Consider the following 12,132-nt stretch of genomic DNA (forward strand, 5'->3'; position numbering starts at 1 on the left):
TCGTATCATGCTTGTTGAAAACTGACGAAGCCGCGCCATACAAACGTTTGTACGTCAGAAGCCTTTGGACGTAGCTTTCGTCACAACGAGCAGCCTGACGCCTTTGGCCAATGCTGGCTGTCGGAAAAGTAACTAAACCGACAGTTTCGAACGATTGAGTTTGCGATCAATGTTGCCACCAATTCAAATCCTAATCACCTTGATCGGTTTACAAGTTAGAAAGGGTGGTTCTGCTAAGTTACCTAATGATTACACTACGGCTTTAAGCTTACGTCACTTATACGCATAATCCATATTATGTTAATAGTGCAATCTAGTAACTCTGCCCAAACTGATTGTAATTCATACTCAATTTTCTCGACATCGTTTAAAATAATGCTGATAACACGGTGTCCGTATAAGGAAGATGATATGAGTTCACTACTGATTTTGAATGGTCCAAACTTGAACATGCTTGGTGTTCGCCAACCCGAAATCTATGGTGCGACGCGTCTTGAAGATATCAAAGCCAATTGTGTAGCGCATGCTGAAGCGCTTGGTATCTCATGTAAATTTGAACAATCTAATGATGAAGGTAAGCTCGTCACTTTGATCCAAGACGCTCGTGGTGTTCACGACGCGATCATTCTGAATGCTGGTGCCTACACTCACACGTCTATCGCGCTGATGGATGCCATCATCGCTTCTGAAGTGCCTACGATCGAGCTTCATTTGTCGAACATTCACGCCCGTGAAGAATTCCGCCATCACTCCTATATCTCTCGCGTTGCTGTCGGACAGATTTGTGGGTTTGGCGCCAAGGGTTATCTGCTTGCGATCGATGCGGCCGCTGGCCTTTCCGAGATTCCCTGATGCTTCAGTATGTTAAAGACATTTGCCAATGTGAAACCATGGCCGAAGTTTGGGAAATCCATTGCAATAAAATGGAGAGTTTCGGGTTTGATCGGCTGATCTATGGCGTAACACATTTCATGACGCCGAACTCGATCGGTCCGCGCGAAGACGTGATGACCCTTTCATCGCATGATCCTGAATACATGGAACACTATTACGGGCTGGAGCTTTATCGCTCGAGCCCCATGCTGCTTTGGGCCGCCGAAAACACTGGCGCCTGTAGTTGGTCTTGGGTTCAGAACAACATCGACATCATGGATGATAACAACAGGAAAGTGTTGGAACTGAACCGTCAAATGGGTGTTACCGCCGGCTATACCCTTTCGTTTCAAGAGACATCGCGCAGATCGAAAGGTGTTATTGCACTGACTGCAAAACGTGGTCTTACTCAAGATGCCGTGGATGCAATCTGGGCTGAACAAGGAGACGAGATCGAGGCGCTGAACAACATAGCGCATCTAAAGATTATCTCGCTTCCTTTGAGCACTGAGCGCGCCAGCCTCTCCAAGCGTCAACGCGAAGTACTCGAATGGGTCGGCGACGGGAAAACAAATCAAGATATTGCCACCATTCTTGGCGTTACCCCGGCGACTGTAGAAAAACATCTGCGCATCGCTCGTGATAAACTTGGGGTTGATACCTCGGCCCAGGCAGTACTGAAAATGTCATTTCTAAACCAGATTTTCACCCCTGAAAGATCTTAACAGGTAAAATATCAGGCGTTAATATTTACCGATATATCAAGCACTTAATCAGAAATATGCGGCAGTATTGACCCTGGGTAAACAATGGTACGGATTCCCGTACTTTCATTAGTTACACGAATCATGCATCTTTATTGTGTTCCGTGAGTGGTGGCTTTGGCCTTGGGACATTTTGGGGTGAACCGACTGTGATTTCAGATCGCGCTTCATTCTTCCGGTAAAACGGAGCTGGTGTCGATGGAGTATTGATCCCAAAGGCACCAGCACACCGAACACAGTTAACCTGCTTGCAAAGCGCTGACATTCGTCAGCGCTTTTTCTTTTGTCCCCAGCGACACGCAAAAAAAGGCCGGTCAGAACGACCGGCCTTTCTAATTACTTAAAGGGTACCAAAGCACCCTGCCCTGCGAGGTTTAGCCTTGAACAGCGGCAGCAACTTCAGCAGCGAAGTCGACTTCTTCTTTTTCGATGCCTTCGCCAACTTCCATACGCACGTAGCCGACGATTTCGGCACCGGCTTCTTTGGCAGCAGCTTCAACGGTCAGATCAGGGTTGATGACGAAGTCTTGGCCCAGCAGGGTAACTTCTGCCAGGAACTTCTTCATGCGGCCTTTGATCATGTTCTCGATGATGTTCTCAGGCTTGCCGCTTTCGCGCGCCTGATCGGTCAGAACCTGACGCTCTTTCTCGACGATAGCCGGATCCAGAGCGGCTTCGTTCAGAGCCTGCGGGTTGGCAGCTGCGATGTGCATTGCGACCTGACGGCCAAATGCTTCGTCGCCACCATTCATGGCAACCAGTACGCCGATCTTGCCCATGCCATCGGTGACAGCGTTGTGCACATAGGTCACAACGTTTTCGCCTTCGACAGTGGCCATGCGACGCAGCGACATGTTTTCGCCGATGGTGGCGATCTTGTCGGTGATGGTGCCAGAAACGGTTTTGCCGCCCATGTCAGCATCGTTCAGCGCGTCAACGTCAGCTACGGTCAGAGCCGCAGTTGCGATGCCCGATACCATGTCCTGGAATTCAGCGTTTTTCGCGACGAAGTCGGTTTCCGAGTTCACTTCGACAGCAACGCCTTTGCCACCAGCCACGGTCACAGCGACCAGACCTTCAGCGGCGGTACGGCCAGCTTTCTTGGCGGCTTTTGCCAGACCTTTGGTGCGCAGCCAGTCCTGAGCGGCTTCCATGTCGCCGTCGTTTTCGACCAGAGCTTTTTTCGCGTCCATCATGCCAACGCCGGTGGTTTCGCGCAGTTCTTTTACGAGTGCAGCAGTGATTGCCATGTCTCAACTCCTTGGGGTTCCGATCGGGTGATAATCCCGCCGGGTATCAATTCAGTGACAGTTGCGCGGGCCAGTCCCCTGCCCCGCGCGCGCGGTCTGTCTTATTCTGCCGGAGCAGCTTCTTCAGCAACGGCTTCTTCTACCGGAGCTTCGTCCATCGCACCCAGATCGATGCCAGCAGCGCCCATCTGTGCGGTCATGCCGTCCAGAGCTGCGCGGGCTGCCAGATCGCAATACATTGCAATCGCACGTGCCGCATCATCGTTGCCCGGGATCATGTAATCCACGCCTTCCGGCGGGCAGTTGGTGTCGACAACAGCAACAACCGGGATGCCCAGTTTGTTGGCTTCTGCGATGGCCAGGCTTTCTTTTTTCACGTCGATGACGAACAGCAGGTCAGGAACGCCGCCCATTTCGCGGATCCCGCCCAGCGAAGCCTGCAGCTTGGCTTGGTCACGTTCCATGCCCAGACGCTCTTTCTTGGTCAGGCCTTCAGCACCCGATGCCAGCTTCTCGTCCACCTCTTTCAGGCGGTTGATCGACTTGGAAACGGTCTGCCAGTTGGTCAGCGTGCCGCCCAGCCAACGGTGGTTCATGTAATACTGAGCCGACTTTTCAGCCGCATCAGCGATCGGGCCAGCAGCCTGACGCTTGGTGCCGACGAACAGAACGCGGCCACCTTTTGCGACGGTGTCACGAACAGCGTTCAGTGCAGCGTCCAGCATCGGCAGGGTCTGGGTCAGGTCAAAAATGTGGATCCCATTGCGTTCACCATAGATGAACGGAGCCATACGGGGGTTCCAACGTTGGGTCTGGTGACCAAAGTGAACACCAGCTTCGAGCAGCTGGCGCAGCGAGAAATCAGGCAATGCCATTTCTATATCCTTTCCGGTTTCATCCTCGGCGCTGCGTTTCGAAGGTTTCCCTTCAACCGGTGGACGCGTTGGGGATGTCTCCCCCAAAGGCCCGCACAGCACCTGTGGTTTGTGAGCGCGCGTATACATGGCGTATTCCAACCGTGCAAGTCCAAAACGACGATGCGCAATGTCGCGTGGTCATGACTTGTCCTTCCCCGGGTTTCACGGCACATAAATAGCCATGACACAGGATATTCTATGTATCGGCTCGGTCCTCTGGGATGTGATCGGGCGGACACCGCATCCCATGCGGGTGGGCTCGGACGAGCCGGGCCGGATCACGCGCCTGCCTGGCGGCGTCGCAATGAACATCGCCATCACATTGCAACGATTTGGGTTACGGTCTGCACTATTGACTGCAGTTGGTCAGGACCGCGAAGGCGACGAGCTGCTGTACGAATGTTCTGCTCGGGGAATGAATACAGATTTGATATATCGTCCGGACGGGCTGCCTACGGATCGCTACATGGCCATTGAAGGCCCGCAGGGGCTTATCTCGGCGGTGGCTGATGCCCATACGCTTGAAGCTGCCGGAGACGCGATCCTCGCCCCATTGGAAGATGGTCGACTTGGAAGCGCGCACACGCCGTACACAGGCACGATTGCGCTCGATGGAAATCTGACACGAGCGCTGTTGGATGACATCGCAACCCGCGCCAGTTTTGCCCGCGCTGATTTGCGCGTGGCCCCAGCCAGCCCCGGCAAGGCGCGCCGCCTTGCCCCTTTGATGAGACATGCAGGCGCTACGCTCTATGTTAATCGCGAGGAAGCCGGTTATTTAACAGAAGCGCAGTATGACAGCGCAGGCACCGCCGCCCAAGGGCTTTTGGCTGCGGGAGCTACACGTGTATTGGTCACCGATGGCGGAAGCTTTGCCGCCGATGGCCATCACCAACGTGGTGTGATCCAGACCCCCTGCCCTTCGGTCCGCGTGCGCCGGATCACGGGCGCCGGTGACACGTTTATGGCCGCCCATATCGCAGCCGAACTTGATGGCCAATCCCCGAAAGACGCCCTTAAAACCGCTCAGACATGCGCTGCGCGTTATGTATCAGGAGAAGACCTATGACCCTGCCCCTGCACCTGTCAGACGAGGTCGCCGCCGCCCGCGATGCTGGCGCGCCCATCGTGGCGCTTGAAAGTACCATCATTACCCATGGCATGCCGTTCCCACAAAACGTCGAAACTGCGCGCGCGGTCGAGGCCGTCATTCGTGAGAACGGCGCAGTTCCCGCAACAATTGCTGTACTGGAGGGCAAACTGCATATCGGCCTCAATGACGCGCAACTGGATGCGCTGGGTCAGGCCGATGGTGTCGCAAAGCTTTCGCGTGCCGATATGGCCGCGTGCATTGCGACTGGAGGCACTGGTGCAACCACCGTCGCCGCTACCATGATCGCCGCGCATCTGGCCGGGATTTCGGTTTTTGCGACCGGAGGGATTGGCGGCGTACATCGCGGCGCAGAAACCAGCTTTGATATCTCCGCCGATTTGCGTGAGTTGTCGAAAACCCCTGTGACGGTGGTGGCTGCGGGGGCGAAGGCCATTTTGGATCTGCCGAAAACGCTGGAAGTTCTTGAAACACTGGGCGTTCCGGTGATTGCCTATGGACAAGACAGTTTCCCGGCCTTCTGGTCTCGTAATTCAGATTTGTCTGCTCCGCTTCGCATGGACAGCGCGGATCAGATTGCCGCTTCCGGCAAAACACGCGCCCTGATGGGGCTTGAGGGTGGTCAGTTGGTCGCAAATCCGATCCCGGTCGACGCCGAAATCCCGCGTGACATCATCACGCCAGTGATTGAAGACGCTCTTACCGCTGCTGATGCCGAGGGTATTTCTGCAAAAGAGGTTACCCCATTTCTTCTAAATCGCATCTTCCATGCGACCGAAGGCGCGTCACTTAAAGCCAATATCGCCTTGGTGAAAAACAATGCGCGACTGGCTTCGCAAATCGCGCGCGCGCTTTCCAAGTCATAATACAAAAGGGCGGCCAAGCCGCCCTTCTACGAAAATCTAAAATTCTTTTGGGGTGTCTCTTAGGCACCAATCGCAATCTGTGAATCCAGCTCGACCGGATCAGGATCGCGCAGGACATATCCCCGTCCCCAGACCGTTTCGATATGGTTTTCACCGCCAGTTGCATTGGACAGTTTCTTGCGCAACTTGCAGATAAACACGTCGATAATCTTCAGTTCCGGCTCGTCCATGCCGCCATAAAGGTGGTTCAGGAACATCTCTTTCGTCAGGGTGGTTCCCTTACGCAATGAAAGAAGTTCAAGCATTTGGTACTCTTTGCCAGTCAGATGCACCGGACGGCCATCAACATCAACAGTTTTCGCGTCAAGGTTGACGCAAACCTGCCCAGTTTTGATTACTGACTGGGAATGTCCCTTCGAACGTCGAATAATCGCGTGAATACGCGCGATCAGCTCTTCCCGGTGGAAAGGCTTTGTCATGTAGTCATCAGCGCCGAACCCAAAGCCTTTTATCTTGTTCTCGGTATCATCTGCGCCCGACAGGATCAGGATCGGCGTGTCAATCCGCGCAAGCCGCAACTGGCGCAGAACTTCGTGTCCGTTCATGTCCGGAAGATTCAAATCAAGAAGAATAAGGTCGTAATCATAAAGCTTTGCCAGATCGATACCCTCTTCGCCCAGATCAGTAGCGTAGACGTTCAGGTTGGCATGTGTCAGCATCAACTCAATGCTGCGCGATGTGGTCGGATCATCTTCAACAAGAAGGATTCGCATAATGGGTTTCTCCGCATTCGGTTCTGTCTTGGGTAGAAGATTGCGTGAAATGGTTAATCACAGGTTACCCTAGAAGAACTTTTAGCGAATACCACCTAGGGTTGTCTATATTTTTGTATTGTTGTGGCTTTCAAGGCTGCTTCACCGTGCTGATTGACCGCATTCAACCATTCTTCAAGCTCTTCTTCCGACAACGCATAAAGCGAACATGCTTCTTCGGCTGTCAGCAATCCGTGCCGTATTCCCTTGACCACTGATGCTTTTCGGCTGGCAACCCACCGACGCGTGTCTGCAACTGGAAGATCTGCCCGTGTCATGATCGAGCCATCAGGCAAGGTTACAGCGCGTGGCCCTTCGATTTTTTTCAGATACATGATGAACCCTCGTAAAAGATCTGGGCCAACACTGCCTAGACAGGTTTAAAGATCCGTGAAGCCCCCTCTTGTTGTTCGTTCGAATTTTCCTATATTCCGTAACGCTTCGAAAAGGATCCCAATATGTCGGTTAACGCAACGGCTGCGCCTGCGCTGAATTCTCTTGGCTTCGCCAAATCCCCCGCTGAGACGCGGGTCGTCGTCGCCATGTCTGGCGGCGTAGACAGCTCGGTCGTGGCCGCCAAGCTGGCCGAGGAAGGGTATGATGTAATTGGCGTCACGCTTCAGCTCTATGATCACGGTGCCGCACTTGCCAAGAAAGGCGCCTGTTGCGCGGGGATCGACATCCATGATGCCCGTCGCGTGGCCGAGGATATGGGCTTCCCTCACTATGTTCTGGATTACGAAAACATCTTTCAGGATGCTGTGATTCAAGAGTTCGCAGATAGCTATCTGGGGGGCGCCACGCCCGTACCGTGCATTCGCTGTAACGAACGGGTGAAATTCAAAGATCTTCTGGAAACCGCACGTGATCTAGGAGCCGATTGTATGGCGACTGGCCACTATATCCAACGTTCCATGGGCGATCACGGTGCGGAGCTCCACCGTGCCGCGGATCCCGTGCGCGATCAAAGCTATTTCCTGTTTTCCACCACGCCCGAACAGCTAGATTATTTGCGCTTCCCGCTTGGCCACTTGAAGACCAAAGCGGAAACCCGCGAATTAGCTCGTAAATATGGGCTCGAGGTTGCGGATAAGCCAGACAGTCAGGACATCTGTTTTGTACCCGATGGCAACTATGCCGGCGTGATCGAGAAACTACGTCCGGGCGCTGCAGAGCCTGGCGAGATTGTCCACGCGGACGGTCGCGTGTTGGGTACGCATGAGGGTGTCATCCACTATACGATCGGTCAGCGTCGTGGCCTTGGCATCGGCGGGTTATCCGAGCCGCTCTACGTCGTAAAACTGGACGTGGACAACAAACAGGTCGTTGTCGGCCCTAAAGAGCTTCTGGCCACCCGCATCGTCCCCGTGCGCGAGATCAACTGGCTGGGCGACGAGCCCTTCATGTCACGCAAAGAGTGGCATTTGGGCGTCAAAATCCGTTCGACACGCCCCCCGCGCGAAGCGATCATCCGCCCGATTTCGGACACGGAAGCCGAGGTGGAGCTGTTGACCCCCGAGGAAGGCGTCAGCCCCGGACAGGCCTGTGTGTTTTATGACATGGATGGGCCGCGCATCTTTGGCGGTGGGTGGATTTGGCGCGGTTAACCCATCGCGCCCAACACCGACCGCGCGGCGCGTAAGCCTGGAGCTTCACCGCCGCGCCCTAAACGTTCCATTGTGATCCTCATGGCGTCGTTTTGTGCTTCCGGGTTCTCTAAAATGGACAAAAGCGCGGGCGTTATGCGATCCGGGGTGCACTCTTTCCCAAGAAACTCAGGGATCGTTCGAGTTTCGGACACCAGATTGACCAACGTAACTGTGTCGATCTTTAGCATCCGCCCGATTAGGAAACGACTGAGCCAGTTCATATCATAGGCGATGACCATAGGCGTGTGGGCCGCCGCAAGCTCTAAAGACACGGTTCCAGAGGCCGCCAGCGCGACATCTGCGGCTTTGAAAGCGGCCCGTTTATCATCTTGCTGAGCGGCCGGGACTAAGATGGGCGTCACTGACCATTTAGCCGTTTCTTCGCGAACCAGATCCTCGACGCCCTGCGCCATGGGCAGAACGACCTGCAGATCGGGTTTGGCGCGTTTTGCATGCGCTATCACGTCGCCAAAACGTTCGGCCAGACGCGAGACCTCGCCCTTACGAGATCCAGGCAAAACCAGCAGAAGTGGGGCGTCGCCGATGTCGTACGCATCTCGAAATTCCATTGCCGCGACATCATCTGCTTGTGGTTCTGCCACGACCGGATGCCCGACAAAGTCGCAGCCCATTCCGGCGGCTTTCATATAGGGGGGCTCGAATGGCAACAGTGCCAGCACATGATCCACCCAGCGGGCCATCTTGGCTGCTCGTTTTGGACGCCACGCCCAAACGGAAGGCGCAACGTAATGCACGATCGGAATGTCATGGCCGAATGTTTGCCCTTCGACCTCTTCCTCTTTTACGATCCGTGCCACGCGCAGACAGAAATCCGGGCTGTCGATGGTGATTAGAACATCTGGATCGGCCTCGACAACGGCCTCGGCGGTTTCACGAATACGTCGCTTCAAGTGGAGGTATTTTGGCGCAACTTCAGCAATCCCCATGACGGACAGTTCAGACATGGGAAACCGAGAGGTCAGCCCCTGCTCGTCCATTGCCGTGCCGCCAATACCCAGAAATTCGACGTCTGGGCGCAAGGATTTCAAGCCTTCCATCAGGGCTGCGCCCAGCCGGTCGCCGGAAGGTTCGCCGGCAATCAAAAAGACTTTCATGCATGCCCCTTTCTTACGTCCAGAAACAGATCATGCTCGACCAAAAGGCGTTCGACCTCGGCACGCTCCAGTACAATTACGCCTTCTTCCAAAACAATCCCACCCAAGCCAGCAGTCGCCACTGCGAGGACCGTGTCAGGTCCGATCGTTGGAATGTCCATGCGCCCGTCCTGCCCCGGCTTCGGGCGCTTCACGAACACGCCGCGCGCACCCTGTTTTAGATGCTCTAATGTCTGCCCAGCAAAGGCCAGCAACGCATTGGTGCCCTGAATGCTCTCGATGCCCAGACATTGACCGCCTGCGATCACGACGCCTTGCGCGACATCTTGTTCGGCAAGCACATCCAGCAACTGCCAGCCCCTATCCGCATCCGCGCGGTCCTGCGCGCTGGTCGCGCGACCGGCGTGACTGGCCTCGATGGCCAGCGCGGCAGTCACTTCCGTGGCGGCGACGACAGTGAAACCTTGTTCTTCAAACACATCCGCGACAAGGCGCAAGAGCGCATCATCACCTTTGCCAAGCACCGCCTTTACTCGGGGAAACAGCCCCATAGTCACACGATCCATACGCAGAGGGTTCAGCTTCGGTCGGTCTACCTTACCTGCGAATACGACGCGTTCGACCCCAGAGCCGCGCATCGCCTTAAACAGTGCTCCCAACTTTTCATAACTGGCCGCCACATGAGCGAAGCCCTCGGGTACAGCAACCTCTACGCCTTTGATGGTCACAAACAGCGCGTCTGGGTTTGCCGCTGCGATCTGTTGCGGCAGTTCCCCAGTTCCTGCGATGATGGCAAGGCGATCTGACATGCTGGGTTACTTCGGCGTCAGGAAGCCGCGGTCGCTGTCACCGGTGATGAAGGCAACCATTTCGCGAACATATTCGCTGTCGCTTTCATCGGCCAAACGCGCAGCTCGTTCCTGAAATGATCCTTCGCCCTGTTTCAGCATCAGGAAGGCAGCCCGCAAGGCGGTGATATCCGCGCGGGCCACACCGCGACGCTTCAGACCGACAAGGTTCAGACCGTCCAGCTCGCCGCGCGGGCCTTGAACCAGTGCGTGCGGCAGAACATCCGCCGTGACCATGGACAATGCCCCGATGATGGCCCCACGCCCAATCCGCACCCATTGGTGCAGGCCAGATAGGCCGCCGACGATTACATCGTCCTCGATCACCACATGGCCTGCGACGGCCACGTTGTTCACCAAGATCACATTGTTTCCGATTTGGGCGTCATGCGCCACATGGCAGCCCGCCATAAACAGCCCGTCATCGCCGACGCGCGTTACATAACCGCCACCAGCCGTGCCAGTGTTCATCGTGACATGTTCGCGAATGCGATTTCTCTTGCCGATGACCAGTTTGGTGTTCTCACCTGCGAATTTCAGATCCTGCGGAATCTCTCCGATTACCGAGAATGGAAAGATCACAGTTTCATCGCCGATCTCAGTGTCGCCCGCGACAACCACATGAGATTTCAGCTGAACACCGTCGCTCAGCTTGGCCTGCGCACCAATCGTACAAAACGGACCAATTTCGCAGCCCGCACCGATAACAGCACCGTCTTCTACGATAGCACTGGCATGGATTTTGGCCGAGGGATCAATTCCCATGATCAGCCCTTTCCGGCAGTAACGTCGATCATCGCCATGAAGGTGGCCGTACAGGCGATTTCGCCATCAACTTTGGCCACGCCATCAAACTTCCACACCTTTGCGCCGCCACGCACGGTGGTTACTTCCAGTTCCAACTTGTCGCCTGGAACGACTTTGCGCCGGAATTTCGCAGTATCGATGCCCATGAAATAGACCACAGCACCCGACCCAACCAGATCCAGCGACAGCGACACCATGACGGCTGAGGTCTGGGCCATCGCTTCAATGATCGTCACACCTGGCATAATCGGAAGACCGGGAAAGTGGCCCTGAAAATGCGGCTCGTTCATGGTCACCATCTTGATACCACGGGCGAATTCGCCAGCGCGGATATCTTCAACTTTGTCGACCAGAAGGAAGGGATAGCGGTGAGGGATACATTCCTGAATAAGCTGAATATCAGCCGTGCTGGGCACATCGACCATGTTTGTCTTTCCTTCTGTCCCGGCGCTATACGCGCCTATTGTCTGGCATGAGTGATTATCAGCCCTGTCAGAGCGAAACAATCCGATTCAGTTGTTGCTGTCATCCTCGGGCGGGGATGGCTCAGACGTATCTTCGACATTGGCGGGCGTTTCATCGTCAGTGGGTTCGGTTGAAGGGTCAGCATCCTCGGATACACCATCCCCAAGTTCTTGATCAATGCGGCGGATGGCAAGATCGGTGATATCGATATTCCGTGTCGCCAGAAGTATTGCGCGTCTATCCAGAATAACCACTGCGCCGAGTTCGCGTACCATGCCCCCCAAAATCGGCCCAATGCGGTCAAAAAAAGCCGATTGCTCGCGCTCTAGGACACTCACGAAATCCTGCTCGCGCACTTGACCTTCGGCGCGCAACTCACTGACTTTCTTGTCAAATTCATCTGCCAAAATGCGAAATGCGGCTGGATCTAATGATCCGCGCTGTTCAGTCAGAAGCTTTTCTTCCTGCGCAAGATCAATCTCTGCAGCACGCGTTTCCTGAGCCAGTCGTGTACGCTCGGTTTCAACAGTCGCAACAACCCGCCGTCCATAGGCAGTTTCAGAAAACAGCCGTTGGCGATCTATCGTTACGATCTGGGAAACAGATTGCACACCGGACTGTTGCGCTATTGCAAAATTGGGCAGTGATATGCCCA

Annotated in this window: 14 protein-coding genes; 5 read left to right on the top strand and 9 right to left on the bottom strand. The window is 54.9% G+C overall.

The genetic code is table 11. From position 1 onward, the window contains the following. Positions 1–411: 411 nt before the first annotated feature. The gene (gene aroQ / locus ACP15F_RS06400) at positions 412–852 is read left to right on the top strand and encodes a type II 3-dehydroquinate dehydratase (protein ID WP_424939986.1); all 441 of its coding nucleotides are present in this window, start codon (positions 412–414) and stop codon (positions 850–852) included. 38 nt (positions 853–890) lie between these two features. Continuing rightward, a complete protein-coding gene (locus ACP15F_RS06405; RefSeq protein WP_424939987.1) occupies positions 891–1,598 on the top strand; it encodes a helix-turn-helix transcriptional regulator in 708 nt (235 codons plus the stop codon). A gap of 413 nt (positions 1,599–2,011) precedes the next feature. Here the strand turns inward: ACP15F_RS06405 and tsf are convergent, their stop codons facing one another. Both tsf and rpsB read right to left on the bottom strand, forming a co-directional pair. Continuing rightward, positions 2,012–2,887 carry a translation elongation factor Ts gene (gene tsf, locus ACP15F_RS06410; RefSeq protein ID WP_424939988.1) on the bottom strand — a complete coding sequence of 292 codons (876 nt, stop codon included), beginning with the start codon at positions 2,885–2,887 and terminating at the stop codon, positions 2,012–2,014. Between the two features lie 101 nt (positions 2,888–2,988). After that, entirely contained in the window at positions 2,989–3,762 is a 774-nt protein-coding gene (gene rpsB, locus ACP15F_RS06415; protein WP_424939989.1) for a 30S ribosomal protein S2, read from the bottom strand. A 223-nt stretch (positions 3,763–3,985) separates the two neighbouring features. Between rpsB and ACP15F_RS06420 the strand changes: the two genes are divergently transcribed. Next, on the top strand, positions 3,986–4,873 hold the full coding sequence (locus ACP15F_RS06420; RefSeq protein ID WP_424939990.1) for a PfkB family carbohydrate kinase: 888 nt from the start codon (positions 3,986–3,988) through the stop codon (positions 4,871–4,873). Beyond that, the gene (locus ACP15F_RS06425; protein WP_424939991.1) at positions 4,870–5,781 is read left to right on the top strand and encodes a pseudouridine-5'-phosphate glycosidase; all 912 of its coding nucleotides are present in this window, start codon (positions 4,870–4,872) and stop codon (positions 5,779–5,781) included. The genes ACP15F_RS06420 and ACP15F_RS06425 overlap by 4 nt, the downstream gene beginning before the upstream one ends. A 59-nt stretch (positions 5,782–5,840) precedes the next feature. Here the strand turns inward: ACP15F_RS06425 and ctrA are convergent, their stop codons facing one another. Together ctrA and ACP15F_RS06435 are read right to left on the bottom strand one after the other, a co-directional pair. Further along, on the bottom strand, positions 5,841–6,554 hold the full coding sequence (ctrA, locus tag ACP15F_RS06430) for a response regulator transcription factor CtrA (RefSeq protein WP_424939992.1): 714 nt from the start codon (positions 6,552–6,554) through the stop codon (positions 5,841–5,843). 95 nt (positions 6,555–6,649) lie between these two features. Beyond that, a complete protein-coding gene (locus tag ACP15F_RS06435; RefSeq protein ID WP_424939993.1) occupies positions 6,650–6,928 on the bottom strand; it encodes a DUF1153 domain-containing protein in 279 nt (92 codons plus the stop codon). A 123-nt stretch (positions 6,929–7,051) separates the two neighbouring features. Between ACP15F_RS06435 and mnmA the strand changes: the two genes are divergently transcribed. Further along, positions 7,052–8,200, top strand: coding sequence for a tRNA 2-thiouridine(34) synthase MnmA (mnmA, locus tag ACP15F_RS06440; protein WP_424939994.1), 1,149 nt, complete (start codon positions 7,052–7,054; stop codon positions 8,198–8,200). On the opposite strand, the gene lpxB is transcribed toward mnmA, so the two are convergent. The 5 genes from lpxB to ACP15F_RS06465 all read right to left on the bottom strand — a co-directional run bounded on the left by lpxB (position 8,197) and on the right by ACP15F_RS06465 (position 12,088). Next, positions 8,197–9,357: a lipid-A-disaccharide synthase gene (gene lpxB, locus ACP15F_RS06445; protein ID WP_424939995.1), complete on the bottom strand. Its 1,161-nt coding sequence runs from the start codon at positions 9,355–9,357 to the stop codon at positions 8,197–8,199. The genes mnmA and lpxB overlap by 4 nt on opposite strands. Then, the gene (locus tag ACP15F_RS06450) at positions 9,354–10,166 is read right to left on the bottom strand and encodes an LpxI family protein (RefSeq protein ID WP_424939996.1); all 813 of its coding nucleotides are present in this window, start codon (positions 10,164–10,166) and stop codon (positions 9,354–9,356) included. The genes lpxB and ACP15F_RS06450 overlap by 4 nt, the downstream gene beginning before the upstream one ends. A gap of 6 nt (positions 10,167–10,172) precedes the next feature. Next, entirely contained in the window at positions 10,173–10,970 is a 798-nt protein-coding gene (gene lpxA / locus ACP15F_RS06455) for an acyl-ACP--UDP-N-acetylglucosamine O-acyltransferase (RefSeq protein ID WP_424939997.1), read from the bottom strand. 2 nt (positions 10,971–10,972) lie between these two features. Then, positions 10,973–11,437, bottom strand: coding sequence for a 3-hydroxyacyl-ACP dehydratase FabZ (gene fabZ, locus ACP15F_RS06460; protein WP_424939998.1), 465 nt, complete (start codon positions 11,435–11,437; stop codon positions 10,973–10,975). A gap of 87 nt (positions 11,438–11,524) precedes the next feature. Continuing rightward, complete coding sequence (locus tag ACP15F_RS06465) at positions 11,525–12,088, bottom strand: OmpH family outer membrane protein (RefSeq protein ID WP_424939999.1); 564 nt, start codon at positions 12,086–12,088, stop codon at positions 11,525–11,527. Between the last annotated feature and the right edge of the window lie 44 nt (positions 12,089–12,132).

The organism is Aliiroseovarius sp. S253, from assembly GCF_049800855.1.
Taxonomy (GTDB): domain Bacteria; phylum Pseudomonadota; class Alphaproteobacteria; order Rhodobacterales; family Rhodobacteraceae; genus Aliiroseovarius.

Excerpts from the sequence above, each read along its gene's own strand:
- ACP15F_RS06450 (WP_424939996.1), bottom strand. The coding sequence starts at position 10,166 with ATGTCAGATCGCCTTGCCATCATCGCAGGAACTGGGGAACTGCCGCAA.
- aroQ (WP_424939986.1), top strand. The coding sequence starts at position 412 with ATGAGTTCACTACTGATTTTGAATGGTCCAAACTTGAACATGCTTGGT.
- ACP15F_RS06405 (WP_424939987.1), top strand. The coding sequence starts at position 891 with ATGGCCGAAGTTTGGGAAATCCATTGCAATAAAATGGAGAGTTTCGGG.
- tsf (WP_424939988.1), bottom strand. The coding sequence starts at position 2,887 with ATGGCAATCACTGCTGCACTCGTAAAAGAACTGCGCGAAACCACCGGC.
- rpsB (WP_424939989.1), bottom strand. The coding sequence starts at position 3,762 with ATGGCATTGCCTGATTTCTCGCTGCGCCAGCTGCTCGAAGCTGGTGTT.
- fabZ (WP_424939998.1), bottom strand. The coding sequence starts at position 11,437 with ATGGTCGATGTGCCCAGCACGGCTGATATTCAGCTTATTCAGGAATGT.
- ctrA (WP_424939992.1), bottom strand. The coding sequence starts at position 6,554 with ATGCGAATCCTTCTTGTTGAAGATGATCCGACCACATCGCGCAGCATT.
- ACP15F_RS06420 (WP_424939990.1), top strand. The coding sequence starts at position 3,986 with ATGACACAGGATATTCTATGTATCGGCTCGGTCCTCTGGGATGTGATC.
- lpxA (WP_424939997.1), bottom strand. The coding sequence starts at position 10,970 with ATGGGAATTGATCCCTCGGCCAAAATCCATGCCAGTGCTATCGTAGAA.
- ACP15F_RS06435 (WP_424939993.1), bottom strand. The coding sequence starts at position 6,928 with ATGTATCTGAAAAAAATCGAAGGGCCACGCGCTGTAACCTTGCCTGAT.
- mnmA (WP_424939994.1), top strand. The coding sequence starts at position 7,052 with ATGTCGGTTAACGCAACGGCTGCGCCTGCGCTGAATTCTCTTGGCTTC.
- lpxB (WP_424939995.1), bottom strand. The coding sequence starts at position 9,357 with ATGAAAGTCTTTTTGATTGCCGGCGAACCTTCCGGCGACCGGCTGGGC.
- ACP15F_RS06425 (WP_424939991.1), top strand. The coding sequence starts at position 4,870 with ATGACCCTGCCCCTGCACCTGTCAGACGAGGTCGCCGCCGCCCGCGAT.